Origin of the sequence: Streptomyces sp. NPDC101237 (assembly GCF_044767465.1) — a bacterium.
GTDB lineage: Bacteria > Actinomycetota > Actinomycetes > Streptomycetales > Streptomycetaceae > Streptomyces > Streptomyces gramineus.
In genome coordinates, this window is sequence record NZ_JBIWNY010000002.1 from 271,297 (window position 1) to 296,162 (window position 24,866).

Annotated in this window: 28 protein-coding genes; 21 read left to right on the plus strand and 7 right to left on the minus strand. The window is 72.1% G+C overall.

The features are described from left to right. Positions 1–91 precede the first annotated feature (91 nt). The 3 genes from ACIRQ9_RS04265 (at position 92) to ACIRQ9_RS04275 (ending at position 2,115) form a co-directional block, all read left to right on the plus strand. The gene (locus ACIRQ9_RS04265) at positions 92–1,345 is read left to right on the plus strand and encodes an alpha/beta fold hydrolase (protein WP_404166955.1); all 1,254 of its coding nucleotides are present in this window, start codon (positions 92–94) and stop codon (positions 1,343–1,345) included. Next, positions 1,311–1,823: a tRNA (adenosine(37)-N6)-threonylcarbamoyltransferase complex ATPase subunit type 1 TsaE gene (gene tsaE, locus ACIRQ9_RS04270; RefSeq protein ID WP_404166957.1), complete on the plus strand. Its 513-nt coding sequence runs from the start codon at positions 1,311–1,313 to the stop codon at positions 1,821–1,823. Before ACIRQ9_RS04265 ends, tsaE begins: the two co-directional genes overlap by 35 nt. Positions 1,824–1,953: 130 nt before the next feature. Next, on the plus strand, positions 1,954–2,115 hold the full coding sequence (locus tag ACIRQ9_RS04275; RefSeq protein ID WP_404166959.1) for a hypothetical protein: 162 nt from the start codon (positions 1,954–1,956) through the stop codon (positions 2,113–2,115). A gap of 31 nt (positions 2,116–2,146) precedes the next feature. Here ACIRQ9_RS04275 and ACIRQ9_RS04280 read toward each other — a convergent pair whose 3' ends face one another. Continuing rightward, positions 2,147–2,710, minus strand: a complete 564-nt coding sequence (locus ACIRQ9_RS04280) for a hypothetical protein (protein ID WP_404166961.1) — start codon at positions 2,708–2,710, stop codon at positions 2,147–2,149. 112 nt (positions 2,711–2,822) lie between these two features. On the opposite strand from ACIRQ9_RS04280, the gene tsaB reads away from it, so the two are divergent. From tsaB to ACIRQ9_RS04325, 9 genes are all read left to right on the plus strand, one after another. After that, the gene (tsaB, locus tag ACIRQ9_RS04285; RefSeq protein ID WP_404166963.1) at positions 2,823–3,479 is read left to right on the plus strand and encodes a tRNA (adenosine(37)-N6)-threonylcarbamoyltransferase complex dimerization subunit type 1 TsaB; all 657 of its coding nucleotides are present in this window, start codon (positions 2,823–2,825) and stop codon (positions 3,477–3,479) included. A 17-nt stretch (positions 3,480–3,496) separates the two neighbouring features. Then, a complete protein-coding gene (rimI, locus tag ACIRQ9_RS04290) occupies positions 3,497–3,994 on the plus strand; it encodes a ribosomal protein S18-alanine N-acetyltransferase (protein WP_404167516.1) in 498 nt (165 codons plus the stop codon). Then, the gene (gene tsaD, locus ACIRQ9_RS04295; protein WP_404166965.1) at positions 3,987–5,081 is read left to right on the plus strand and encodes a tRNA (adenosine(37)-N6)-threonylcarbamoyltransferase complex transferase subunit TsaD; all 1,095 of its coding nucleotides are present in this window, start codon (positions 3,987–3,989) and stop codon (positions 5,079–5,081) included. The genes rimI and tsaD overlap by 8 nt, the downstream gene beginning before the upstream one ends. Continuing rightward, positions 5,078–5,344 carry a hypothetical protein gene (locus tag ACIRQ9_RS04300; protein WP_404166967.1) on the plus strand — a complete coding sequence of 89 codons (267 nt, stop codon included), beginning with the start codon at positions 5,078–5,080 and terminating at the stop codon, positions 5,342–5,344. The genes tsaD and ACIRQ9_RS04300 overlap by 4 nt, the downstream gene beginning before the upstream one ends. Positions 5,345–5,507: 163 nt before the next feature. Further along, positions 5,508–6,539, plus strand: coding sequence for a LacI family DNA-binding transcriptional regulator (locus ACIRQ9_RS04305; protein ID WP_404166969.1), 1,032 nt, complete (start codon positions 5,508–5,510; stop codon positions 6,537–6,539). A 302-nt stretch (positions 6,540–6,841) separates the two neighbouring features. Further along, positions 6,842–7,891, plus strand: coding sequence for an LCP family protein (locus ACIRQ9_RS04310; RefSeq protein ID WP_404166971.1), 1,050 nt, complete (start codon positions 6,842–6,844; stop codon positions 7,889–7,891). Positions 7,892–8,065: 174 nt separating this feature from the next. Further along, a complete protein-coding gene (locus tag ACIRQ9_RS04315) occupies positions 8,066–8,422 on the plus strand; it encodes a YciI family protein (RefSeq protein ID WP_362174907.1) in 357 nt (118 codons plus the stop codon). Between the two features lie 43 nt (positions 8,423–8,465). Then, positions 8,466–9,740, plus strand: a complete 1,275-nt coding sequence (locus tag ACIRQ9_RS04320; protein ID WP_404166973.1) for an RNA polymerase sigma factor — start codon at positions 8,466–8,468, stop codon at positions 9,738–9,740. Between the two features lie 309 nt (positions 9,741–10,049). After that, entirely contained in the window at positions 10,050–10,367 is a 318-nt protein-coding gene (locus tag ACIRQ9_RS04325) for a hypothetical protein (RefSeq protein WP_404166975.1), read from the plus strand. Here the strand turns inward: ACIRQ9_RS04325 and ACIRQ9_RS04330 are convergent. Beyond that, positions 10,345–11,547, minus strand: coding sequence for a methyltransferase domain-containing protein (locus ACIRQ9_RS04330; protein WP_404166977.1), 1,203 nt, complete (start codon positions 11,545–11,547; stop codon positions 10,345–10,347). The genes ACIRQ9_RS04325 and ACIRQ9_RS04330 overlap by 23 nt on opposite strands. A 90-nt stretch (positions 11,548–11,637) precedes the next feature. Here ACIRQ9_RS04330 and ACIRQ9_RS04335 point away from each other — a divergent pair, with 90 nt between their 5' ends. From ACIRQ9_RS04335 to groL, 4 genes are all read left to right on the plus strand, one after another. Beyond that, positions 11,638–12,528, plus strand: coding sequence for a polysaccharide deacetylase family protein (locus ACIRQ9_RS04335; protein ID WP_404166979.1), 891 nt, complete (start codon positions 11,638–11,640; stop codon positions 12,526–12,528). Further along, positions 12,525–13,328, plus strand: a complete 804-nt coding sequence (locus tag ACIRQ9_RS04340; RefSeq protein ID WP_404166981.1) for a polysaccharide deacetylase family protein — start codon at positions 12,525–12,527, stop codon at positions 13,326–13,328. The genes ACIRQ9_RS04335 and ACIRQ9_RS04340 overlap by 4 nt, the downstream gene beginning before the upstream one ends. A gap of 224 nt (positions 13,329–13,552) precedes the next feature. Then, positions 13,553–13,861, plus strand: a complete 309-nt coding sequence (gene groES, locus ACIRQ9_RS04345) for a co-chaperone GroES (RefSeq protein ID WP_066995800.1) — start codon at positions 13,553–13,555, stop codon at positions 13,859–13,861. A 118-nt stretch (positions 13,862–13,979) separates the two neighbouring features. Then, positions 13,980–15,605, plus strand: coding sequence for a chaperonin GroEL (gene groL, locus ACIRQ9_RS04350; protein WP_404166983.1), 1,626 nt, complete (start codon positions 13,980–13,982; stop codon positions 15,603–15,605). A gap of 87 nt (positions 15,606–15,692) precedes the next feature. On the opposite strand, the gene ACIRQ9_RS04355 is transcribed toward groL, so the two are convergent. The 3 genes from ACIRQ9_RS04355 to ACIRQ9_RS04365 all read right to left on the minus strand — a co-directional run bounded on the left by ACIRQ9_RS04355 (position 15,693) and on the right by ACIRQ9_RS04365 (position 18,020). Continuing rightward, on the minus strand, positions 15,693–16,406 hold the full coding sequence (locus tag ACIRQ9_RS04355; RefSeq protein WP_404166985.1) for an ester cyclase: 714 nt from the start codon (positions 16,404–16,406) through the stop codon (positions 15,693–15,695). Positions 16,407–16,480: 74 nt separating this feature from the next. Continuing rightward, positions 16,481–17,254: an SDR family NAD(P)-dependent oxidoreductase gene (locus tag ACIRQ9_RS04360; RefSeq protein ID WP_404166987.1), complete on the minus strand. Its 774-nt coding sequence runs from the start codon at positions 17,252–17,254 to the stop codon at positions 16,481–16,483. A 97-nt stretch (positions 17,255–17,351) separates the two neighbouring features. After that, positions 17,352–18,020 (minus strand): MOSC domain-containing protein, encoded by a 669-nt coding sequence (locus ACIRQ9_RS04365; RefSeq protein WP_404166989.1) that lies wholly within the window; start codon positions 18,018–18,020, stop codon positions 17,352–17,354. A 79-nt stretch (positions 18,021–18,099) separates the two neighbouring features. On the opposite strand from ACIRQ9_RS04365, the gene ACIRQ9_RS04370 reads away from it, so the two are divergent. Then, positions 18,100–18,999, plus strand: a complete 900-nt coding sequence (locus ACIRQ9_RS04370) for a LysR family transcriptional regulator (RefSeq protein ID WP_404166991.1) — start codon at positions 18,100–18,102, stop codon at positions 18,997–18,999. Positions 19,000–19,087: 88 nt separating this feature from the next. Here the strand turns inward: ACIRQ9_RS04370 and ACIRQ9_RS04375 are convergent, their stop codons facing one another. Next, positions 19,088–19,417: a WhiB family transcriptional regulator gene (locus ACIRQ9_RS04375; protein ID WP_404166993.1), complete on the minus strand. Its 330-nt coding sequence runs from the start codon at positions 19,415–19,417 to the stop codon at positions 19,088–19,090. 381 nt (positions 19,418–19,798) lie between these two features. On the opposite strand from ACIRQ9_RS04375, the gene ACIRQ9_RS04380 reads away from it, so the two are divergent. From ACIRQ9_RS04380 to ACIRQ9_RS04395, 4 genes are all read left to right on the plus strand, one after another. Beyond that, positions 19,799–20,410 (plus strand): response regulator transcription factor, encoded by a 612-nt coding sequence (locus ACIRQ9_RS04380; protein WP_003948568.1) that lies wholly within the window; start codon positions 19,799–19,801, stop codon positions 20,408–20,410. A 276-nt stretch (positions 20,411–20,686) separates the two neighbouring features. After that, positions 20,687–21,274, plus strand: coding sequence for a sigma-70 family RNA polymerase sigma factor (locus ACIRQ9_RS04385; RefSeq protein ID WP_404166995.1), 588 nt, complete (start codon positions 20,687–20,689; stop codon positions 21,272–21,274). 153 nt (positions 21,275–21,427) lie between these two features. Next, a complete protein-coding gene (gene guaB, locus ACIRQ9_RS04390; protein WP_404166997.1) occupies positions 21,428–22,930 on the plus strand; it encodes an IMP dehydrogenase in 1,503 nt (500 codons plus the stop codon). Positions 22,931–23,035: 105 nt separating this feature from the next. Beyond that, positions 23,036–24,160, plus strand: coding sequence for a GuaB3 family IMP dehydrogenase-related protein (locus ACIRQ9_RS04395; RefSeq protein ID WP_404166999.1), 1,125 nt, complete (start codon positions 23,036–23,038; stop codon positions 24,158–24,160). 70 nt (positions 24,161–24,230) lie between these two features. Here the strand turns inward: ACIRQ9_RS04395 and ACIRQ9_RS04400 are convergent, their stop codons facing one another. Then, positions 24,231–24,791: a hypothetical protein gene (locus ACIRQ9_RS04400; RefSeq protein WP_404167001.1), complete on the minus strand. Its 561-nt coding sequence runs from the start codon at positions 24,789–24,791 to the stop codon at positions 24,231–24,233. Between the last annotated feature and the right edge of the window lie 75 nt (positions 24,792–24,866).

The window sequence follows — 24,866 nt, forward strand, 5'->3', positions numbered from 1 at the left end:
GTACCAGCAGCAACGAACGCGACAGCCGTCTCGTCGGTGTCACCCGTTTCACCTAACGAGCGAACTGCAGTACGGCGAAGAGGAGCGGTACGTGAGCGAGAGCAGTGCGGAGGCCGTAGCGGACGCCGCGGCGGCCGTCGCTTCCGCCACGGGGGCGGACGGGACGTGGCTCAAGGTCACCGGCATCGCGGGGGCCGCCATAGGCGTGCTCGCCGCCGGGGCGGCCGCCGGGGTCGCGGTGGAGCGGATGACCGTCGGCCGGGGGATGCGCCGCAAGGCCAGACTGGCCCTGGACTCGGCGGGACCCTACGGCACCCTGCGCGGCACGCCGGCCAAGGCGGTCTCCGACGACGGCACCGAGCTGTACTACGAGGTGGACGAGGTCGAGCCCGACCTCGGCCCGGCCGTCTCCCCGCGCCGCCGCCGGCTCTTCGGCCGCAAGGCACCGGCCCCCGTCACCGTCGTCTTCAGCCACGGCTACTGCCTCAACCAGGACTCCTGGCACTTCCAGCGCGCCGCCCTGCGCGGGGTCGTACGCACCGTGCACTGGGACCAGCGCAGCCACGGCCGCTCCGGGCGGGGCGTCGCCCAGCACGCGAGCGGCACCCCGCTCACCATCGACCAGCTGGGCCGGGACCTGAAGGCCGTCCTGGACGCTGCCGTCCCCGAGGGGCCGATCGTGCTGGTCGGGCACTCGATGGGCGGCATGACGGTGATGGCGCTCGCCGCGGAGTACCCCGAACTGATCCGCGAACGGGTCGTCGCCACCGCGTTCGTCGGTACGTCGTCCGGGCGGCTCGGCGAGGTCAACTTCGGGCTGCCGGTCGCCGGCGTCAACGCGGTGCGCCGGGTGCTGCCCGGAGTGCTGAAGGTGCTGGGCACCCAGGCCGCGCTGGTGGAGAAGGGCCGGCGGGCCACCGCCGAGCTGTTCACCGGGATCATCAAGCGGTACTCGTTCGCCTCCCGCGAGGTCGACCCCGCCGTCGAGCGGTTCGCCGAGCGGATGATCGAGTCCACCCCGATCGACGTGGTCGCCGAGTTCTATCCGGCGTTCACCGACCACGACAAGACCGCGGCCCTCGCCTACTTCCAGGATCTCCCGGTGCTGGTGCTGGCCGGGGTGCAGGACCTGGTCACCCCCAGCGAACACAGCGAGGTCATCGCCGACCTGCTCCCCGACGCCGAACTGGTGCTGGTCCCGGACGCCGGGCACCTGGTGATGCTGGAGCACCCGGAAGTGGTCACCGACCGCCTCGCCGACCTGCTCACCCGGGCGGGCGCGGTGCCCGCAGGGGCTACGGTAAGTGGCTATGGAAGCACCAGCAGCACCGCACAGCCGGGCTGAGACCGAGCTGATCGTCACCTCCCCCGGGCAGATGGGGGAGCTGGGCCGCCGTCTGGCCGCGCTGCTGCGCGCCGGTGACCTGGTGATGCTCAGCGGGGAACTCGGCGCCGGCAAGACGACGCTGACCCGCGGGCTGGGCGAGGGGCTCGGCGTGCGCGGGGCCGTCACCTCCCCGACCTTCGTGATCGCCCGCGTCCACCCGTCCCTCGGCGACGGGCCGCCGCTCGTCCACGTCGACGCGTACCGCCTGGGCGGCGGGCTCGACGAGATGGAGGACCTGGACCTCGACGTCTCCCTGCCGGAGTCGGTGATCGTGGTGGAGTGGGGCGAGGGCAAGGTCGAGGAGCTGACCGACGACCGGCTCTTCGTGCGGATCCACCGGGCCGCCGGGGACACCACGGACGAGGTGCGGCACGTGACCGTGACCGGGCTCGGGCAGCGGTGGGCCGGGGCGGACCTCGGGGCGCTGTCGGTCTGAGGCCGGCCCCGTCGTTCCGACGGGGTGTCGGCAAGATGTTGCGTTTCGTGACGCGGGCGTGGTCACATGGTACCCAGCCCGTGGTTAGGTGTGCCTAACTACATCCGCCCCCGCAGCTCAGGAGGCGTCCATGCCCGCGTCCAAGTCCACGGAGCGGCGGCCGTCCACGCCCGCCGGAGTCTCCATGCGCGAGCTTCTGGCGTCCTGCGCGGCCGCCGACGCGGTGTCGAGGCCCCCGAGGGTGCCGGACCTGCCCCCGCGCCCGGCCGAGAGCTGCCGCCGGGCCGCCTAGGTTGGTCCGGACCGTCGGCGGACCGCCGGGGTCAGCGGATGACCATGACCTTGACGCCGATCGTCGCGAACATCCACATCGCGCTGCCGTCGGCCCGGGTCTCGCGGATACCGCCCGTCTTGACCACCGGGTCCGGCGGCTCGGTCGCGCCGGTGCCGGTGACCGCGCTGAACCCGATCGCCGAGCCGTCCTTCGTGGTGGCGAAGCGCACCACGTGCTCGATGGGGAGGCCGTCGGTGCCCGTGACCGCCTTGGAGCGGGACGTCACCCAGTAGGCGCCCACGGGCGGGTCGATCGTGCCGGGCCGCACGGCGAAGGTGCGCAGCACCCGGTTGCGCTCGTCGACGAGCCAGACCCGGTCGTCGTCCACCGAGTACACCACCCGTTCACCCGCGCCGGAATTGTTCGGCAACGCGCTCGGATGGCGCTGGTCCCGGGGCGCCTTGGAGGCCTGCGCGCCCGGGGCGGGACTCGACGAGGGCCTGCCGCCGAGGCCGGGCGGAACGGTGGCCGAGGCCTGGTAGGCGAGGAGACCGACCGTCCCGACGGCCGCCGCGGTGAGGCCGGCCACGATTCCCGAGCTGGTCCCTGCCACGCGCACCACCTCTGAGTCGCCGTATATGTCGTACTTCGTACAGACCGTAGCAGCCAGTGACGGTCCGCCCCTGGCGGCCGTGCTCGCGGCGCCGGAGCCGTAGGCTGTTCGCGTGCTCTTGCTCGCTCTGGATACCGCCACCCCCGCCGTCACCGTCGCGCTGCACGACGGTGAGGCCGTCATCGCCTCGTCGAGCCAGGTGGACGCGCGCCGGCACGGCGAGCTGCTGCTGCCGGCCGTCGACCGCGTCCTCGCCGAGGCCGGGGTCACGCTGGACGCCGTCACCGGGATCGTCACAGGCATCGGTCCCGGTCCCTACACCGGCCTGCGGGTCGGTCTGATGACCGCGGACACCTTCGGCCTCGCGCTCGGCGTCCCCGTGCACGGCGTGTGCACCCTCGACGGGCTCGCCTACGCGGCCGACGTCGAGAAGGGACCGTTCGTCGTGGCCACCGACGCCCGCCGCAAAGAGGTCTACTGGGCCACCTACGCCGACTCGCGCACCCGGCTCACGGATCCGGCCGTCGACCGGCCCGCCGACATCGCCGAGCGCGTCGCGGGTCTGCCCGCCGTCGGCGCCGGGGCGATGCTCTACCCCGACACCTTCCCGGTCGTGCACGAACCCGAGCACGTCTCCGCCGCCGCCCTCGCCTCGTTCGCCGCCGAGCGGCTGGCCGCGGGCGAGGAACTGCCCGCGCCCCGGCCGCTGTACCTGCGCCGGCCGGACGCGCAGGTGCCCAGGAACTACAAGGTGGTCACCCCGAAGTGACCGCACAGTTGCGCGAGATGCGCTGGTGGGACATCGACCGGGTCCTGGAACTGGAGAAGGGCCTGTTCCCCGAGGACGCCTGGTCGCGGGGCATGTTCTGGTCCGAACTGGCGCACGCGAGGGGACCGGAGGCGACCCGGCGGTACGTGGTCGCCCTGAGCGACGGCCAGGTCGTCGGGTACGCCGGACTGGCGGCCCAGGGCGAACTCGGCGACGTCCAGACCATCGCCGTCGCCCGCGACCACTGGGGCACGGGCCTCGGCGGGCAGCTCCTGACCGAGCTGCTGCGGGCCGCGACCGCCTTCGAGTGCGCCGAGGTCATGCTGGAGTGCCGGGTCGACAACACCCGTGCGCAGAAGCTCTACGAGCGGTTCGGCTTCGAGGCCATCGGGTTCAGACGCGGCTACTACCAGCCGGGCAACGTGGACGCCCTGGTGATGCGCCTGACGACCGAACCGGGCAGCGGCCCCGCCGACGGACCCACTTCCGGACAAGGAACCGAGATCAATGGCTGACGAACCCCTGGTACTGGGGATCGAGACCTCCTGCGACGAGACCGGCGTCGGCATCGTCCGGGGCACCACCCTGCTCGCCGACGCCGTCGCCTCGTCCGTGGACGAGCACGCCCGCTTCGGCGGCGTGGTCCCCGAGGTGGCGTCCCGGGCGCACCTGGAGGCGATGGTCCCGACCATCCGGCGCGCCCTGAAGGACGCGGGCGTGAGCGCCAAGGACCTGGACGGCGTCGCGGTCACCGCGGGTCCCGGACTGGCCGGGGCGCTGCTGGTCGGCGTGTCGGCGGCGAAGGCGTACGCGTACGCGCTGGGCAAGCCGCTGTACGGCGTGAACCACCTCGCCTCCCACATCTGCGTCGACCAGCTGGAACACGGCCCGCTGCCGGAGCCGACGATGGCCCTGCTGGTGTCCGGCGGGCACAGCTCCCTGCTGCTCTCCTCGGACATCACCTCCGACGTGCGGCCGCTCGGCGCGACCATCGACGACGCGGCAGGCGAGGCCTTCGACAAGATCGCGCGTGTGCTGAACCTGGGCTTCCCCGGCGGCCCGGTCATCGACCGCTACGCGAAGGAGGGGGACCCGCAGGCCATCGCCTTCCCGCGCGGTCTCACCGGCCCGCGCGACCCGGCGTACGACTTCTCCTTCTCCGGTCTCAAGACGGCGGTGGCCCGCTGGATCGAGGCCAGGCGGGCGGCCGGCGAGGACGTCCCGGTCCGTGACGTGTCCGCCTCCTTCCAGGAGGCGGTCGTGGACGTCCTGACCCGCAAGGCCGTCCGGGCCTGCCGCGACGAAGGCGTCGACCACCTGATGATCGGCGGCGGTGTCGCCGCCAACTCCCGGCTGCGCGCCCTCGCCCAGGAGCGCTGCGAGGCGGCCGGCATCCGGCTGCGGGTGCCGCGCCCGAAGCTGTGCACGGACAACGGCGCGATGGTGGCGGCCCTCGGCGCCGAGATGGTCGCGCGCAACCGGGCCGCGTCGAGCTGGGACCTGTCGGCGGACAGCTCGCTGCCGGTGACCGACCCGCACGTGCCGGGCCACCATCATCACGACCACGTGCACGAGGTCAGCAAGGGGAACCTCTACACGTGACGGTCGCCTTGATGTGGGAGGCGCGGGCGGTGCCGGGCCGGGGCGACGAACTGCTGGACTGGGCCCGGCGGCAGCGCCTGGCGAGGGACCCGGTGCGCCGGGAGGCGTTCCGGGCGCCGCAGGACCGGGTGCTGGTCGTCACGTGGTGGCCCGGCTCGTACGACACCCCGGACCTGCCCGAACTCGGCGATCCGCCCGGCGACCTGACGGCCCGTCCGGTGCACCGCTGGCGGTTCGAGTCGGCCGGGGCCGAGACTCCCTGAGACCGGTCCGGCGGCCGCCGCCGGTCCGGTCCCCGCCTTCGTCGAGGTGATCGGCCCCGGCCGAACGCGGCCGAATGTTGCGCCGGGTAGCCCGAATGTTCCGGAGACCCTGGACGTGCGCGGGTCTTCGTCCCGGCGGGAGCGCGGGGATACGATCGCCGGCATGACGCCTCCGAAGCCCGCAGAAACGCAGACGGCGACACTCGCCGAGATCGCCCGTGAGGCCGGTGTGTCCGCTCCGACTGTTTCGAAGGTCCTGAACGGGCGCGCGGACGTCGCTCCGGCGACCCGCACCCGGGTCGAGGAACTGCTGCGCTCTTACGGCTACCGGCGGCGGCGCGCCGAGGCCTCCCGGTCCCCGCTCATCGACCTGGTCTTCCACGAGCTGGAGAGCGCCTGGGCGATGGAGGTCATCCGGGGGGTGGAGAACGTGGCCAGGGACGCCGGCCTGAGCGTGGTGCTCAGCGAGAGCGCCGGGCGGCTCACCCCGGGCCGGACCTGGGCCGACCAGGTGGCGGCGCGGCGGCCGCACGGAGTGGTGCTGGTGCTGTCGGGCCTCGACGAGTCGCAGCGGGCGCTGCTGCTGAGCCGGTCGATCCCGTTCGTGGTGATGGACCCGGCCGGTGACCCGGGCCCCGACGTGCCGTCCATCGGCGCCACCAACTGGCAGGGCGGGCTGGCCGCCACCCGGCACCTGGTCGAGCTGGGCCACCGGCGCATCGGGGCGATCAGTGGACCCTCCCGGATGATGTGCAGCCGGGCCCGGGTGGACGGCTACCGGGCCGCGCTGGAGACCGCCGGGCTCCCCGTCGACCAGCGCCTGGTCAAGGCGGGGGACTTCCATCACGACGCCGGCTACCGGCTCGGGCTGGAGCTGCTGCGCATGCCCGACCGGCCCACCGCCGTCTTCACCGGCAACGACCTCCAGGCGCTAGGCCTGTACGAGGCGGCGCGCGAGCTGGGGCTGAGGATCCCGGAGGACGTGAGCGTCGTCGGGTTCGACGACCTGCCGGTGGCCCGCTGGGTGGGGCCGCCGCTGACGACCGTACGGCAGCCGCTCACCGAGATGGCCGAGGCGGCGGCGCGGCTGGTGCTGGAGATGGGGCGGGTGGAGAAGGCCACCACCGCGACCCGGGTGGAGCTGGCGACCAGCCTGGTGGTGCGGTCCAGCACGGCGGCCCCGGCGACCGGCTGAGACCGGCACCTTCCACGGGGCCTCCCGGGTCCCGAAAGTTTCCGGTGCGCACCCGATCGGCTGTGGCGGCGGGCGGGGCGCGCGTACCCGTGTCCCCGCGTCGCCTCGTACGTCATGTTCTCCTCGCCGGGCGGCGGTTGGACGGGACCCGGGTGCAACGGCCCCTGGAACGGCGGCAGTCCGGTGCCGGCCGTGGTCCGGGGGTGAAGCGCGCCTGAGAAGGGTGAGATTTTCCGAAGAAAACGCCCTTGGGGTACTCGTGCTAACAGTCCCCTAATAATTCGGACTTACGTTCCTGTCTCGTGACGGGACACGAGGAGCGGGACGGGGCGGGCGTACGGGCGGGCCGGCGGTCCAGGTGGCTGAAGATCGCCGGCTTCACCCTGGCGGGGGTCGTGACGCTGGGCCTCGCGGGCGCGGGGTGGGTCTACCGGCACCTCGACGACAACATCAGGAGCGTCGACATCAACAGCGCGCTCGGCGACGACCGGCCGGCCAGGGCGGTGACCACGCCGACCGCCACCGCGTCCGCCTCGCCGCTGCCCACCGGTTCCGTCAACATCCTGGTGCTCGGCTCGGACTCGCGCAGCGGCAAGGAGAACCAGAAGCTCGGCGGCGGCCACAGCGGCGGCGCCCGCTCCGACACGGCGATGGTCGTCCACGTCGACGCCGGCCGCACCGAGGCCACGGTCGTGAGCATCCCGCGCGACACCCTGGTCACCCGTCCCTCCTGCCCGCTCTCCTCCGGCGGCCACACGTCCGTCGCCCCCGGCGCGATGTTCAACAGCGCCTACTCGGTGGGCGGGGCGGTGTGCGCGGTCAAGACGGTCGAGTCGATCACCGGCGTGCGCATGGACCACTACCTGGAGATCGACTTCTCGGGCTTCGCGAAGCTGGTGGACGCGCTCGGCGGGGTCACCGTCACCACCGCCCAGGACATCGACGACGACGACAGCCATCTGCACCTGGCAAAGGGCACCCACCACCTCGACGGCACCACGGCCCTGGCGCTGGCCCGCACCCGGCACGGCATAGGCGACGGCAGCGATCTCGGCCGGATCGGCCTCCAGCAGAAGCTGGTCAAGGCGCTGCTGGACCGGATGGCCTCCATCGGCCTCCTCTCCAGCCCGGCCAGGCTCTACGAGGTGGCCGACGCGGTCACCGCGAGCCTCACCACCGACACCGGCCTGGACTCGCTCGGCGAGCTGATGCGTCTCGGCCAGAGCCTGGGGGGCCTGACCTCGGACCACGTCAGGACGGTGATGATGCCGGTGGTGACGGCCCCCTCCGACCCCAACCGGGTGATCGCCGACGAACCCGAGGCGAGCGACCTCTGGAAGTCCCTGCGGTAGCTCCCGAGGCCCGCGCGGCGGACGCGGTCAGGGGCCCGGAAGCGGGCGCGGAAGCGGGCGCAGAAGAAACTTCGGGAAATTCCGGCGCGCGTGTCGATCCGGGTCCGGCGCGTTCGACGCAAGGGTGAGATGCGGGGAGAGCCCCCGCAGCGCACCGGAACACCAGGAGTCACCATGCCCCGCTACCTGTCGCTCGTGAAGATCGACGAGAACACCGCCCCCGCCGAAGGCCCCAGCCAGGAGCTGATGCAGCGGATGGGGGAGCTGATCGAGGAGATCACCAAGGCCGGCGTGATGCTGGACACCGCGGGCCTCACGCCGACCGCCCAGGGCAGCCGGGTGCACTGGGAGGGCGGGAAGATCTCCGTCACCGACGGGCCGTTCACGGAGTCCAAGGAGGTCGTCGGCGGGTACGCGATCATGCAGTGCAAGGACATGGCCGAGGCCCTGGAGTGGACCAAGCGGTTCCTGAAGGTGCACGAGGAGTTCTGGACGGTGACCTGCGAGGTCCGGGAGATCGCGGAGGGCTGACCGTCCTGGCGCGCGTCCCGCGGTGGGTGTTGCATGGGGGGCTGTGAGCACACAGCCCCCCGACGGCGCCGACGCCGAGACCCGCCACGCCATCGAGACCGTCTTCCGGCTCGAATCTCCCCACGTGATCGCCGGTGTCGCCCGCGTCGTCCGCGACGTCGGCATCGCGGAGGAACTGGCCCAGGACGCGCTGGTCGCGGCCCTGGAGCAGTGGCCGGCGGACGGGGTGCCCGACAACCCGGGCGCCTGGCTCATGGCCACCGCCCGCCACCGCGCCGTCGACCTGGTCCGGCGCCGGGAGAACTACGCCCGCAAGCTCGCGGAGATCGGCCGCGGCCTGGAGACGGCCGCCCCGCCCGAGGAACCCGCCGACCCGGACGACATCGACGACGACCTGCTCCGGCTGGTCTTCACCACCTGCCACCCGGTGCTGTCGCCCGAGGCCCGCACCGCGCTCACGCTGCGCCTCCTCGGCGGTCTGAGCACGGCCGAGATCGCCCGTGCCTTCCTCGTCCCCGAGCCGACGGTCGCCCAGCGCATCGTCCGCGCCAAGCGCACCCTGGCCGCCCGGAACATCGCCTTCGAGGTGCCGTACGGCCCGGACCGCGAGGCCCGGCTCGGCTCGGTGCTCGACGTGATCTACCTGATCCACAACGAGGGGTACGCGGCCACGGCGGGCGACGACTGGCTGCGCCCCTCGCTGTGCGAGGACGCGCTGCGGCTGGCCCGGGTGCTGTCCTCGCTGATGCCCAAGGAGCCGGAGGTGCACGCCCTCACCGCGCTCCTGGAGTTCCAGACCTCCCGCACCGCCGCCCGCACCGGCCCGGACGGCGAGCCGGTGCTGCTCCGGGACCAGAACCGCCGCCGCTGGAACCGGATGCTCATCGCCCGCGGCATCAGGGCGCTGGCCCGCGCCGACGCCACGGCGACGGGCGCCCCGGGGCCGTACGCCCTGCAGGCGGCCATCGCGGCCTGCCACGCGCACGCGTACGCCTACGAGGAGACCGACTGGAGGTCCATCGCCACCCTGTACGGCCTGCTGGCGGCCCGCTCGCCGTCCCCGGTCGTCGAACTGAACCGGGCGGTGGCCGTGTCGATGGCGGACGGCCCGGCCGCGGCCCTGGCGATCGTGGAGCCGCTGACCGCGGAGCCCGCCCTGCGCGACTACCACCTGCTGCCCAGCGTGCGGGGTGACCTGCTGGCCCGTCTCGGGCGTACCGAGCAGGCCCGCGCGGAGTTCGAACGGGCCGCGGCCCTGGCCCGCAACGAGCGGGAGCGGCGGCTGCTGCTGGAAAGGGCCCGCGCGTGCGCTTCGTAACCCGGAAGCACACAGGTGTTCATCCGCGACTCCGTTCCCATGGCGATCAGTTGGTCACTACAGCGGCCCGGCCCCCGCAGAGGGGGCGGTACAGGCCATGGGCGGTCGACAACACCGTGCACGACTCCACCGGCCGGGTCGCCTTCGAGCGCCGCGACGGCGGCTGCTCCGCGGATCCGGGCATCTCCGTCTACGACTCGGTCGCGGACACCGTCAAGCCGCTGCTCAGCCACGCCGCGCAGCCCGCCTTCTCGCCCGACGGCAACCGGCTGGTCTTCGTCCGCGACTCCCAGCTCTCTCTACGGGCCGGTGCTGTGGACCTCCCGGCCCGCCCTGTCCGACGAGGTCAAGAGCTACCTGCTGCGCGAGTCCGCCGGCACCCGGGCGGTGTTCGCCTTCGGCGACACCGGCTCGGTCACGCTGGGCGCGCTCGACACGGCGGGCTCGTCGATCAGTGCGAGCGGGAGAGACTTCGTGTACCAGCCCTACTGCAACGGCCTTGCCCCGGCCGCGCGCGCCTTCGCGCTGCGCCAGGGGGCCGGGGGGCCCGTCCCGGCCGGCACCAGGTCGGCCTTGCCGGCCGCCGAGCCGGATCCGGCCTCGGTCAGGACCGTTCACCACCGGTAGCCGGTGCGGGGGCGCCGACGAGCATGGTCGGCGCCCCCGCCACCCGGGTCAGGAAGACGGTCGCCGCGTGGGGTCCCTGCGGCTTGACCTTCCTGCGCAGTTCCTCCGGCTCCACGGCCGAGCCGCGCTTCTTCACGGTGAGGACGCCCACCCCGCGCTCGCGCAGCAGCGCCCGCAGCTTCTTGACGTTGAAGGGGAGCTGGTCGGTGATCTCGTACGCGCTCGCGTACGGGGTGGTGCGCCGCTCGTCCGCCGTGATGTAGGCGATGGTCGGGTCGATCAGCCCGCCGTCCAGGTCCGCGGCCACCTCGGCGACCAGATGGGCACGGATGACGGCGCCGTCGGGCTCGTACAGGTACCGGCCCACCGGCCGCACCGCGGGATCCGGCAGCATGGTGGCGGGCGAGGCCCGCACGGCCGCGCCCGAGGGCAGCAGCACCGCCCGCCGGGCGCCGGGCGTCACCCGTGCCCCGAACCACACCGTCGCCTCCTTCACGTCGCCTCCGTCCGAGATCCACTCGGCCTCGGCGTCCGCCGGGATCGCCTCGTGCGGGATGCCGGGCGCGACCTTGAGCACGCCGCACGGCGCCTTGCGGGCGGCCTCGACGGCCCAGGACAGCGGCGGCGAGTAGGCCTCCGGGTCGAAGATGCGGCCCCGGCCGCCGCGCCGGGCCGGGTCGACGAAGACGGCGTCGCAGCCGCTCGTGTCGACCTCCGTGACGTCCGCCTCCCGGACCTCGACGAGGCCGTCCAGCCCGAGCGCCGCCGCGTTGGCCCGCGCCGCCGCCGCGGTGGCCGGGTCCCGGTCCACCGCCAGCACGCGGATCCCGGCGCGGGCGAGCGCGATCGCGTCGCCGCCGATCCCGCAGCACAGGTCGGCGACGGTCCGCACGCCGAGCGCGTGCAACGACTCGGCCCGGTACGCGGCCACGCTCGCCCGCGTCGACTGCTCGACCCCGTTCGGCGTGAAGAACATGCGGTCCGCGTCCGCCTCCCCGAACTTCGCCGCCGCCCGCTGCCGCAGCCGGGCCTGGGAGAGCGCCGCGGACACCAGCTCGGCCGGATGCGCGCGGCGCAGCCGGGTGGCGACGGCGAGTTCGTCGGCGGGCGCGGTGCCGCGCACCTCGGCGAGGAGGGCGCGGCCCTCGGGGGTCAGCAGCGGGGCGAGGACGTCGTTCACCGGGTCATTGTCGGCCAGTCGGTGGATGGTTCGCCTCCGGCGGCGGTGTCGGCGCCGGATCCGGGGGAGGCCCTGGAAGGATCCGACACCATGCGAGTAGTCGTACAAAATGACAAAAAAGGGTTGATGGTGGGCGCGGCGGGCCTGCTGGCCGTGGCCGCCCTGATGTCCGGCTGCGCGGGGCCCGACAGCGGCTCCACCGCCCACCCCGCCGCCGGCCAGCCGCGACCGCACAAGGCCGCCCCCGCCCCCGACTCCCACGCCGCCCTGGTCGCCGCCGCCAGGCACTGGGGCCTGGACGCGGTGCCGCTGCGGGCCCCGGCTCCGCCGAAGGTGAAGCCGCGGATCACCGCACGCGACGGCTTCGAGGTCGACGGGCAGGTGGAGGACGACCTCCCGCCCGTCTTCACCACGATCCCGACCCGGCAGAAGATCGTCTTCCTGACCATCGACGACGGCGCGAACAAGGACCCGCGGTTCCTGCGCATGATGAACGACCTGCGGATCCCCTACACCGCGTTCCTCAGCAACTACCTGGTCAAGGACGACTACGGCTTCTTCCGCACGATGCAGTCCGAGGGCCACACCCTCAACAACCACACGCTCACCCATCCCTACCTGCCCGGCCTGTCCTACGAGGAGCAGAGGGACGAGATCTGCGGCATGCAGGCCATCATGAAGAAGCAGTTCGGCAAGGCGCCGACGGTCTTCCGGCCGCCCTACGGCAACTACAACGGCGACACCCTGCGCGCCGCCAAGTCCTGCGGCATCAAGTACGCGCCGATCTGGGACGAGGAGGTCTTCGTCGACCACTGGGAGTACCGCGAGTGGGACCGCGGCCTGCACCCCGGCGACATCGTCCTCACGCACTTCCGGGGCACGGACGACTGGGACGGCACGATGGTCGACGACATGCGCCGCTTTCTGAACAAGGTCACCCGCGAGGGCTACGCGGTGGCGCGCCTGGAGGACTACCTGTGAGCCGGCCGAGGGCGGCGGCCGCGCTGCTGACCGCCGCCCTCCTCCTGGCGGGCTGCGCCCAGTCCGTCGACCCGATCGAACGGCTGGGCAAGAAGGCGGCCGACCGGGTGCGGCCGAACGGCCCGGCCCGTGAACAGGCCTACCGCCGCTGGGGCCTGAGCGCGCCCCTGCTGCCCGCGCCGCACCCCCCGCTGCACCCGCTCGCCCTCCACGACGCCCTGCCCCCGGTCGTCGACCACGTCGACACCGCCGACAAGGTCGTCTTCCTCACCTACGACGACGGCGCCGAGAAGGACCCGCGGTTCGTCGACATGGTCCGCGAACTGCGGCTCCCGGTGAGCATGTTCCTCACCGACAGCGTGGTCGGCCCCGGCTACGGCCACTTCGCGCGCCTCCAGGAGGTCGGCGCGAGCGTCCAGAACCACACCCTCGACCACCCGGCCATGTCCGGCCTGCCCTACGCCGGCCAGCGCGCCGAGATCTGCGGTCAGCAGGAGAAGCTGAAGTCCCGCTTCGGCATCCGCCCGCGCCTCTTCCGCCCGCCCTACGGCACGTACGACACCACCACCCTGCGCGCGGCGGCCGACTGCGGCGTGACGGCGGTGGTCCTGTGGCGCGCGGCCGTGACGGGCGACGGCATCACCTTCGGCCGCGGCGAGAAGCGGCTGCGCCCCGGAGACATCGTCCTGGTCGGCCCGGACGAGGCCACCGGCCTGACCCTGCGCGAACGCACCACCGCCCTCCTGCGCCGGGCCCAGGAGGCCGGCCTGACGGTGGGGCGGCTGGAGGACTACCTGTAGGCCCCGTCACCCGGTTCCGGACACCGATTTTCCGCGCCGCGCCGCGACGGATTGGCACTCCGCTTGACCGAGTGCTAATCCCGGTCATAGTCTCGGCACTGGCACTCGGCAGATGAGAGTGCCAACTACGCGACGGGCAGGTCCGGCACCCGCGACGACGGATCCACCTGGTCGCCACCTCAGACAGTTAACCCCGTGAGATCTCCGAAGGGGGAGGTCGGATCGTGACGACCACCAGCTCCAAGGTTGCCATCAAGCCGCTTGAGGACCGCATTGTGGTCCAGCCGCTCGACGCCGAGCAGACCACGGCCTCCGGCCTGGTCATCCCGGACACCGCGAAGGAGAAGCCCCAGGAGGGCGCCGTCCTCGCCGTGGGCCCGGGCCGTTTCGAGAACGGCGAGCGCCTGCCGCTCGACGTCAAGGTCGGCGACGTCGTGCTCTACAGCAAGTACGGCGGCACCGAGGTGAAGTACAACGGGGACGAGTACCTCGTCCTCTCGGCTCGCGACGTGCTCGCGATCATCGAGAAGTAGTTCACCCGAAGCACATTCTGCTTTGAGCTGCGCCCCTGGCCCCCGCGATCTCATGAAGCCGGGCGTCGGGGGCGCGGTTCGTTTCACTCACGTTTTCCGAGAGGGCTGAACCGCTCCCATGGCGAAGATCCTGAAGTTCGACGAGGACGCCCGTCGCGCCCTTGAGCGCGGCGTCAACAAGCTTGCCGACACCGTCAAGGTGACGATCGGTCCCAAGGGCCGCAACGTCGTCATCGACAAGAAGTTCGGCGCCCCCACCATCACCAACGACGGTGTCACCATCGCCCGCGAGGTCGAGATCGAGGACCCGTACGAGAACCTCGGCGCGCAGCTGGTGAAGGAGGTGGCGACCAAGACCAACGACATCGCGGGTGACGGTACGACCACCGCCACCGTGCTGGCCCAGGCGCTCGTCCGCGAGGGCCTCAAGAACGTCGCCGCGGGTGCCTCCCCGGCCGCCCTGAAGAAGGGCATCGACGCCGCCGTCGCCGCCATCTCCGAGGACCTGCTCGCGACGGCCCGCCCGATCGACGAGAAGTCCGACATCGCCGCCGTCGCCGCGCTGTCCGCCCAGGACCAGCAGGTCGGCGAGCTCATCGCCGAGGCGATGGACAAGGTCGGCAAGGACGGTGTCATCACCGTCGAGGAGTCCAACACCTTCGGCCTGGAGCTGGACTTCACCGAGGGCATGGCCTTCGACAAGGGCTACCTGTCGCCGTACTTCGTGACGGACCAGGAGCGCATGGAGGCCGTCCTGGAGGACCCCTACATCCTCATCAACCAGGGCAAGGTCTCCTCGATCGCGGACCTGCTCCCGCTGCTCGAGAAGATCATCCAGAGCAACGCCTCCCGCCCGCTGCTGATCATCGCCGAGGACGTCGAGGGCGAGGCGCTCTCCACCCTCGTCGTCAACAAGATCCGCGGCACCTTCAACGCGGTCGCGGTCAAGGCCCCCGGCTTCGGCGACCGCCGCAAGGCGATGCTGGAGGACCTGGCGATCCTCACCGGCGCCACGGTCATCTCCGAGGAGGTCGGCCTCAAGCTCGACCAGGTCGGCCTGGACGTGCTGGGCTCCGCCCGCCGTGTCACGGTCACCAAGGACGACACCACGGTCGTCGACGGTGCCGGTGACTCCGGTGCGGTCGCCGGCCGCGTCGCCCAGATCAAGGCCGAGATCGAGAACACCGACTCCGACTGGGACCGCGAGAAGCTCCAGGAGCGCCTCGCCAAGCTGGCCGGCGGCGTGTGCGTGATCAAGGTCGGCGCCGCCACCGAGGTGGAGCTGAAGGAGAAGAAGCACCGTCTGGAGGACGCCATCTCCGCGACCCGCGCCGCGGTCGAGGAGGGCATCGTCTCCGGTGGTGGCTCCGCGCTCGTCCACGCCGCGAAGGTGCTGGAGGGCGGCCTGGGCAAGACCGGCGACGAGGCCACCGGTGTCGCCGTGGTCCGCCGCGCGGTCGTCGAGCCGCTGCGCTGGATCGCCGAGAACGCCGGCCTGGAGGGCTACGTCATCACCTCCAAGGTCGCCGAGCTGGAGAAGGGCCAGGGCTTCAACGCCGCCACCGGCGAGTACGGCGACCTGGTCAAGGCCGGCGTCATCGACCCGGTCAAGGTCACCCGCTCCGCCCTGGAGAACGCGGCGTCCATCGCCTCCCTCCTGCTGACGACCGAGACCCTGGTCGTCGAGAAGAAGGAAGAGGAGGAGCCCGCCGCGGGCGGCCACTCCCACGGCCACTCCCACTGAGGCGACGCCTGTACGGATGAAGCCCCCGTCCCCGGTCGTCCGCCGGGAACGGGGGCTTCGCCCCTCGCGGGCACTTCGATGGTCGGCCTAGTTCGCCAGCGCGTCCAGCGCGTCGAGCTGGGCCAGCAGTCCCACCCGGTCGTACTGCAGCCAGCTCTCGGCCAGCTTTCCGCCGGCCAGGCGGTGGATCGTCGTACCGGTCATGGTGACCTGGCGGCCGGTGTTCGGCACTCCCATGAACGCCGCCTTCTGCACGCCCGTCCACAGCCACCTGGTGCACACCCGGTCGCCCTGGGCGATCTGGTCCTCGATCACGAACGAGAAGTCGAAGGCCTCCCGCCAGATCTCCAGCTTGCGCCGCATCGCGTCCATGCCGATGGTGTCCCGGCCCTCGACCGGATCGTGGTCGTGGTAGTCCTCGGTGATCAGGCTGTGCAGCGGGACCAGCGGTCCGGGCGCGGCGATCGTCTCGAAGAACCGCCGCGCGGTGTCCGCGGTACCGGCGGGCACCCGCTCGTCGCGCACCACGTCCAGGTCCGTGAACGTCGGCATCCCCTCGCACAGGGCCAGCATCTCGTCGAGGACCTGGTCCGCCTCCGGCCGGCTGGAGTTCCGCATCGCCTCCTCGTACGAGGGGAACTCCACGATCTCGACGACGTGCGACGCGTCCGAGCGGTCCTTGCCGACCACCGTGTGCGTCGCCGCCCGCTTCCCCTTGGTCTGCGTGACCCACCTGTCCAGCAGCCGGTCCATCTCGGCCGGCCGGTGGGTCCTGCACTCGATGAGCTGTACGAACGTCATGCCGCCGCCTCCGGCCCCCCTGGGTCCGGTACCGTCACGCCCATTTTCCCACCGGAGGCAGCGGCTCCCGGGCCTCACTGCGGTCCGAATTTGCGTCCCGTCTTCGAGGTGATGCCGCCCAGCAGCCCGTGCGGGGTCACCTTCGCCAGGCCGGTGAGCACCTTGTACCGCGGGTCGGGGATCGACAGCGTCTTGCCGCGCGCCAGGTCGGCGAGCGCGGCCTCGACCAGCTTGTCGGCGTCCAGCCACATCCAGTCCGGGATGTTGTCCGTGCCCATGCCGGCCCGCTGGTGGAACTCCGTCCGCACGAAGCCGGGCGCCAGCGCCATCAGTCGCACCCCGGTCCCCGCCAGGTCGCGCGCCGCGCCCTGGGTGAACTGCACGACCCACGCCTTCGACGCGCCGTAGGTGCCCCGGGGCACGAAGGCCGCGACCGAGGCGACGTTGACGACCCCGCCGCGCCCGCGCTCCCGCATCGCGTCGGCCGCCGCCGAGGTCAGCCGCAGCACCGCCTCGCAGTGCACCTTGAGCATCTTCAGCTCGTCGTCCATCGAGACGTCCAGATAGCGGCCCTTGTTGCCGAAGCCCGCGTTGTTGATCAGCAGGTCGACCGGGTTCCTGCGGTCGCCTAGCCGGCCGGCGACCGACTCGATGCCGGCGTCCTCGGAGAGGTCGGCGGTGAGCACCTCGGCCTCGATGCCGTGCCGGTCGTGCAGCTCGGTGGCCTGCTCGCGCAGCCGTTTGGTGTCCCGTGCCACCAGGACGAGGTTGTGCCCGTCCGCCGCCAGCCGCCGCGCGAACGCGGCGCCGATCCCCGCGGTCGATCCCGTAATCAGAGCCGTTGTCATGGCCCAAGGGTAGTTACCCGGACCGGCGGCGTCCGCTGCCCGCACCGGCTCTTCCGAACGGTGGAGCGACGGTGGCGGTCCCGCCCGCGAACGCCGTTCAGTCCCGCTGCGCGGCCACGTAGCCACGGGCCTTCGCCAGCGCCTCCGGGTGCAGCGCCGCGCCCGCCGCGAGGATCGTCGGCAGCAGTTCCCGCTCGGTGGTGGTCGCGCGGAACTCCATCGCCGCCGTCACCCCGTGCGCCGGCCGGTGGACGATCTCGATGGGGTCTCCGGCCCTGATCTCGCCCGGTTCGATCACCCGGAGGTAGGCACCCGACGCACCCTTCCGCGTGAACCTCTTCACCCATCCCCGCTCGCCCAGATGGCCCTGGAAGGTACGGCACGGGATGCGCCCGGAGGTGACCTCCAGTACGACCCCGGAACCGATCCGCCAGCGCTCGCCGATCAACGCGTCCGACACGTTCAGCCCGTTTGTCGTGAGGTTCTCACCGAAACAGCCGTTCGGCAGCGGCCGGCCCAGCTCCTTCTCCCAGTCGTCGAGGTCCTCGCGGGCAAAGGCGTACACCGCCTGGTCGTCGCCGCCGTGGTGGCGCAGCTCGCACACCGCGTCCCCGGCCAGACCGCTGCCCGCGACGCCCTTCGGCCCGGGTGCCTGTACCCGCACCGGCCCTGCCACGGGGCGCTTGTCGATGCCGGTCACGCCGTCCTTCTGGTCCGTGTGCGGCGACGGCGTGGGGACTCCGAGATTCACCGAGAGAAGCTCCATGGTGCGACGGTACGGGACCCGGCTCAAAGCGTCGACGCGATATGCGGGGCGCAGTCCAAGGCCGCCTTATGATCGAGGGATGATCGAGGCCCGTCATCTCCGCGTCCTGCGCGCCGTCGCCACCACCGGTTCGTTCTCGGCGGCGGGGCGCGAACTGGGCTGCACCCAGCCCGCCGTCAGCCAGCAGATGAAGGCCCTGGAGACCTCGGTGGGCACTCCGCTGCTGGTGCGCAACGGCCGCGAGATGCGCCTGACCCAGGCCGGCGAGGCCCTGGTGCGGCACGCCTCCGGGATCCTCGCCGGGCTCACCGCCGCCGAGGAGGAGGTCGCCGCCATCGCGGGCCTGCGCGCCGGCCGGGTCCGGCTGGTCTCCTTCCCGAGCGGCAGCTCCACCCTGGTCCCGACGGCACTGGCCGCCCTGCGCGCGGCCCACCCCGGCACCCGGGTCTCCCTGGAGGAGGCCGAGCCGCCGAAGTCGGTGGAACTGCTGCGCGCGGGCGACTGCGACATCGCGCTGGCCTTCCGCTACGAAGGCGCGGCGGACGCCGAGGAGTGGGACGACCTGGTGGTGCGGCCGCTGCTGACGGACCGGCTGGTCGGCCTGCTGCCCGAACGGCACCGGCTCGCCCGCGCCGGATCGGTGGCCCTCGGCGAACTGGCCGACGAGCCGTGGATCGCGGGCTGCCCGCGCTGCCGGGGCCAGCTGGTCCAGGCGTGCGAGAACGTGGGCTTCACGCCCCGCATCGACTTCGCGACCGACGACTACCCGGCCGTGGTCGGCCTGGTCGGCGCGGGCCTGGGCGTGGCGGTGCTGCCCCAGCTGGCGGTCGAGTCGGTGCGTCCGAGAGGTGCGCGCACGGTGGCGCTGGAACCCGCGGTGGTGCGGGAGATCGTCGCCCTCACGCTGCCCGACCTGGCGCAGGTTCCGGCGGTGGCGGCGACGTTGGAGCAGCTGGGCCGTGCGGCCCGGCGGGCCTGAGGCGACGGGCGGCCCGGCTGCAGCGTGGGCTGCGGTGGCAGCGATGTGAAGAAACGTTCTTTCAGGCGTGTGCGGGGAGTCGGGTCCTTCAGCTGTGCGGGAGGGCGTCGCCGCTGGTCGTCGACGCCGACACCAGCCTGTTGCGCGCCCGCCCCATGAGCTCTTCGCGCTCGTCCTCGGTCAGGCCGCCCCAGACGCCGTACGGCTCGCGGACCGCCAGCGCGTGCGCCGCGCACTCCGCGCGGACCGGGCACCTCATGCAGACCTCCTTGGCCGAGTTCTCACGGGCACTCCGAGCCGCCCCGCGCTCGCCCTCGGGATGGAAGAAGAGCGAGCTGTCGACCCCACGGCAGGCGGCCAGGAGCTGCCAGTCCCACAGGTCCGCGTTCGGTCCGGGAAGGCGGGAGAAATCTGCCATTACGTGACCCCTTGTAGCCGTTCTGGGCGGATACGGTGCCAACGACCGTACATCTCCGGTCTAGAGAGATGAAAATATGACTCATTGCGAATCTAGCCCCAGACACCGTGAAACGGGAAGAAAAAGGTCTAAATGGGGCATTGGATGTGATGAAAAGTTGAGGGTCTGACGTCCATGTCTGCACCGTGTCCGCGCCCTCACGTAGAGTGCCGAAGACGGCACGCGGCCCCGTAACTCTTTCGAGTGACCGTCGTTGAGAGTGCGGAGGCGGTTGAAACAACAAGCGCTCGGGCAGGCGTCCGAGACGGTCGACCGCACAGGTGACGATTCCGTACCAGCCTGGAGGCTCAAGGTGACGCGCATCAGCTGCGGAGGGCGGTCATGACTTCCGTCCTCGTCTGCGACGACTCCCCGCTTGCCCGAGAGGCGCTCCGCCGCGCGGTGGCGACCGTGCCCGGTGTCGAGCGCGTGACGACGGCGGCCAACGGCGAGGAAGTCCTCCGCCGCTGGGGCGCCGACCGTTCCGACCTGATCCTGATGGATGTGCGCATGCCCGGACTGGGCGGCGTCGAGACCGTGCGGCGGCTGCTGTCCGCCGACCCCGGCGCGCGCATCATCATGCTCACGGTCGCCGAAGACCTCGACGGGGTGGCGCTGGCGGTCGCCGCCGGTGCCCGCGGCTACCTGCACAAGGACGCCTCGCGCGCGGAGCTGCGCGCGACCGTCACCCAGGCGCTCGCGGACCCCACCTGGAGGCTGGCGCCGCGCCGGCTCCGCTCGGCCGAGATGGGCGCCGCGCCCACCCTCACCGCGCGCGAGATCCAGGTCCTCGAAGGCATGAGCCACGGCCGCTCCAACGCCGAGATCGGCCGCGAGCTGTTCCTCTCCGAGGACACCGTGAAGACTCACGCCCGGCGCCTGTTCAAGAAGCTCGGCGCCTCCGACCGGGCCCACGCGGTGGCCCTCGGCTTCCGCTGGGGGCTGGTCCGATAGCAGGACGGTGAGCTGCGCGGCAGCGGGACGGCGACCGACCGGACGCCCCCGCCTACCCCACGGTGGGCGGCGTCCGCAAGGCGGAGCGCCGTACGCCCGCTGCTCGTTTCGGCGTCGATGCCGCATCCTTGAGGTGTGGAGTCTCTCGGGGACGAGTCGTTCGAGCGGAAGGGGAGGGCGCAAGGGATGGGTTCCGGCGCACCTGCTCATAACGCTTCGGTGCACAACGGCGGACGCGGTGCCACACCGCCGACGGCAGCAGGGCACGATGGACCGATGCGCGACGACGAGGCGGTCACCGCCGTGGGGACGATCGGCGCTCTCGTCCACCGCGCCGTCGAGGGGGACGAGCAGGCCACACACGACCTGCTCGCCCATGTCCACCCGCTCGCGCTGCGTTACTGCCGCACGCGTCTGTCCCGCCTTCCGGGCGACGCCCGGCACTTCGTGGAGGACCTGGCCCAGGAGGTCTGTGTGGCGGTCCTCCTCGCGCTGCCCCGGTACCGCGACACCGGCCGGCCCTTCGAGGCCTTCGTCTTCGCCATCGCCTCCCACAAGGTCGCCGACCTCCAGCGGGCCGCGATGCGCCACCCGGGCTCCACGGCCGTCCCCTCCGACGAGATGCCCGAGCGCCCCGACGACTCGCTCGGCCCCGAGGAGCGCGCCCTGCTCAGCAGCGACGCCGAGTGGGCCAAGAAGCTCCTGGCCAACCTCCCCGAGAACCAGCGCGAGCTGCTGCTCCTGCGCATCGCGGTGGGTCTCACCGCCGAGGAGACGGGCCAGATGTTGGGAATGTCACCGGGCGCCGTGCGCGTCGCCCAGCACCGCGCGCTGAGCCGGCTGCGCGCCCTGGCGGAGCAGTAGCCGCACGGTCCGCCGCCCCCCGATGAACAGGCGTGCGTTCATTTCCGTACGAACATACGAAGCCTGAAGCTGAGTCGTACCGTGGAATTTGGGGCCTGTGCTTCCCGTTAGCATGGACATCCGCACCGTTCAAGGCCATTTGGGGAAGGTGTCATGACTGCCAACGTCGACGGAGTGCCCGGAAAATTCGCGACACTCGGGCTTACCTACGACGACGTGCTGCTGCTGCCGGGCGCATCCGAGGTGCTCCCGAACGCGGTCGACACCTCGTCCCGCATCTCGCGCAACGTCCGGGTCAACATTCCGCTGCTGTCCGCCGCCATGGACAAGGTGACCGAGTCCCGCATGGCGATCGCGATGGCCCGCCTCGGCGGCGTCGGCGTGCTGCACCGCAACCTGTCGGTCGAGGACCAGGTCAACCAGGTCGACCTGGTCAAGCGGTCCGAGTCCGGCATGGTCACCGACCCCATCACGGTGCGCCCCGAGGCGACCCTCGCCGAGGCCGACGCGCTGTGCGCGAAGTTCCGCATCAGCGGCGTGCCCGTCACCGACCCGGCCGGCAAGCTGCTCGGCATCGTCACCAACCGCGACATGGCCTTCGAGAGCGACCGCTCCCGGCGCGTGCACGAGGTCATGACGCCGATGCCGCTGGTCACCGGCAAGGTCGGCATCTCCGGCGCCGAGGCCGTCCAGCTGCTGCGCAAGCACAAGATCGAGAAGCTGCCGCTGGTCGACGACGCGGGCGTCCTCAAGGGCCTGATCACGGTCAAGGACTTCGTCAAGGCCGAGAAGTACCCGAACGCCGCCAAGGACGCCGAGGGCCGCCTGCTCGTCGGTGCCGCCGTCGGCGCCAGCCCCGAGGCGCTGGAGCGGGCCCAGGCGCTCGCCGAGGCCGGTGCGGACTTCCTGGTCGTCGACACCTCGCACGGCCACAACAGCAACGCCCTCAGCTGGATGTCGAAGATCAAGTCGAGCGTGGACGTCGACGTGATCGGCGGCAACGTCGCCACCCGCGACGGCGCCCAGGCCCTCATCGACGCCGGCGTGGACGGCATCAAGGTGGGCGTCGGCCCCGGCTCCATCTGCACCACGCGCGTGGTCGCCGGCATCGGTGTCCCGCAGGTCACCGCGATCTACGAGGCCTCCCTCGCGGCCCGTCCGGCCGGCATCCCGCTGATCGGCGACGGCGGCCTGCAGTACTCCGGCGACATCGGCAAGGCCCTCGCGGCCGGCGCCGACACCGTGATGCTCGGCAGCCTGCTGGCCGGCTGCGAGGAGTCGCCCGGCGAGCTGCTCTTCATCAACGGCAAGCAGTTCAAGTCCTACCGCGGCATGGGTTCGCTCGGCGCGATGCAGTCCCGCGGCCAGGGCCGGTCGTACTCGAAGGACCGCTACTTCCAGGCCGAGGTGGCCTCCGACGACAAGCTCGTGCCCGAGGGCGTCGAGGGCCAGGTGCCCTACCGCGGCCCGCTCTCCAACGTGCTGCACCAGCTCGTCGGCGGCCTGCGCCAGACCATGGGCTACGTGGGCGCCACCACCATCGACGAGATGGAGTCCAAGGGCCGGTTCGTGCGCATCACCTCCGCGGGCCTCAAGGAGAGCCACCCGCACGACATCCAGATGACGGTCGAGGCCCCGAACTACAGCCGCAAGTAGTCTGCACGGCCGATCCAGGGCGGTCCCGGGCGCACCGGGGCCGCCTTCGCCGTGCCCGTCGGCGATACTGGAAGACGCTGAAACGAAGAGGGAAAGGCCACAGACGTGACTGAGATCGAGATCGGGCGCGGCAAGCGCGGCCGCCGGGCGTACGCCTTCGACGACATCGCCGTCGTCCCCAGCCGCCGTACGCGGGACCCGAAGGAGGTCTCGATCACCTGGCAGATCGACGCCTACCGCTTCGAGCTGCCGTTCCTGGCCGCCCCCATGGACTCGGTCGTCTCCCCGGCCACCGCCATCCGCATCGGCGAGCTGGGCGGCCTCGGCGTGCTCAACCTCGAAGGCCTGTGGACCCGGCACGAGGACCCGCAGCCGCTGCTCGACGAGATCGTCGGGCTGCCCGCCGAGCAGGCCACCCGCCGGCTCCAGGAGATCTACGCGGCCCCCGTCAAGGAGGAGCTGATCGGCGCGCGCATCAAGGAGGTGCGCGACTCCGGCGTGGTCACGGCGGCCGCGCTCTCCCCGCAGCGCACCGCCGAGTTCTCCAAGGCGGTCGTGGACGCGGGCGTGGACATCTTCGTCATCCGCGGTACGACGGTCTCCGCCGAGCACGTCTCCTCCTCGCACGAGCCGCTCAACCTGAAGCAGTTCATCTACGAGCTCGACGTCCCGGTGATCGTCGGCGGCTGCGCCACCTACACCGCGGCCCTGCACCTGATGCGCACGGGCGCCGCGGGCGTCCTGGTCGGCTTCGGCGGCGGCGCGGCGCACACCACCCGCAACGTGCTCGGCATCCAGGTCCCGATGGCCACCGCGGTCGCCGACGTGGCCGCCGCCCGCCGCGACTACATGGACGAGTCCGGCGGCCGGTACGTGCACGTGATCGCCGACGGCGGTGTCGGCTGGTCCGGCGACATCCCCAAGGCGATCGCCTGCGGCGCGGACTCGGTCATGATGGGCTCGCCGCTGGCCCGCGCCACGGACGGTCCCGGCAAGGGCCACCACTGGGGCATGGAGGCGGTCAACGGGGAGCTGCCGCGCGGCAAGAAGGTCGACCTCGGCACGGTCGGCACCCTGGAGGAGATCCTCACCGGCCCGTCCCACACCCCCGACGGCTCGATGAACCTCTTCGGCGCACTGCGGCGGGCCATGGCCACGACCGGCTACAGCGAGCTGAAGGAGTTCCAGCGCGTCGAGGTGACGGTGGCGGACAGCCAGCACAAGCGGTAGTCGCCGCACGACGGTCGAAGGGCCGGTCACCCGCCTCGGGTGACCGGCCCTCCGTCGTACCGCGGGCCGGTCAGCCGGCCGCTTTCCTCGCGCCCGAGAACGCCGCCCACCCGGCGATCGCGAAGAAGAGGAAGGTCAGCGGGTCGGCCGCCTCCTTCCACGCGTCCTGGACGACACCGAAGTGCTGGAAGAACACCTCGGAGAAGCTCAGGTCCAGCTGGTCGGCACCGATCATGGCCTCGCCGACGAGCTGGCCGAGGTAGACGGAGCCGAGCGCGAGGAGCGTCGCGCCGACGGCGAGCACCGGGTTGCGGCCGCCGAGCCTGCCGGCGGCGAGGCCGATGACGAAGCCGACGCCGACGGCCGCCCAGCCGATCTCGTGCTTCGTGAAGCCGATGATCATGCCGTAGAGGGCGGCGGCGGCCACGGCCATGACGACGGCGGCGACCAGGCCGAGGGCGACGTTGCCGCGGCGCGGCGCGGGCTGCTGCGGGGCGACTGCCGCCGGTGCCTGCTGGGCGAACGGGTCGCCGTCGGCGGGCTGCGGCACCTGCTGCGCAGCAGGCGCCGGCTGCGCCTCGGGCCGGATCGGCGACTGCGGCTGCGGCGGTGGTGGAGCTGACTGGCTCATGACAAGAAATCCCCCCTGGTGGATCACTGCGCGAACAGTGGGAAAAGCGGCGTACGCACACCTGTGCGACGCGAG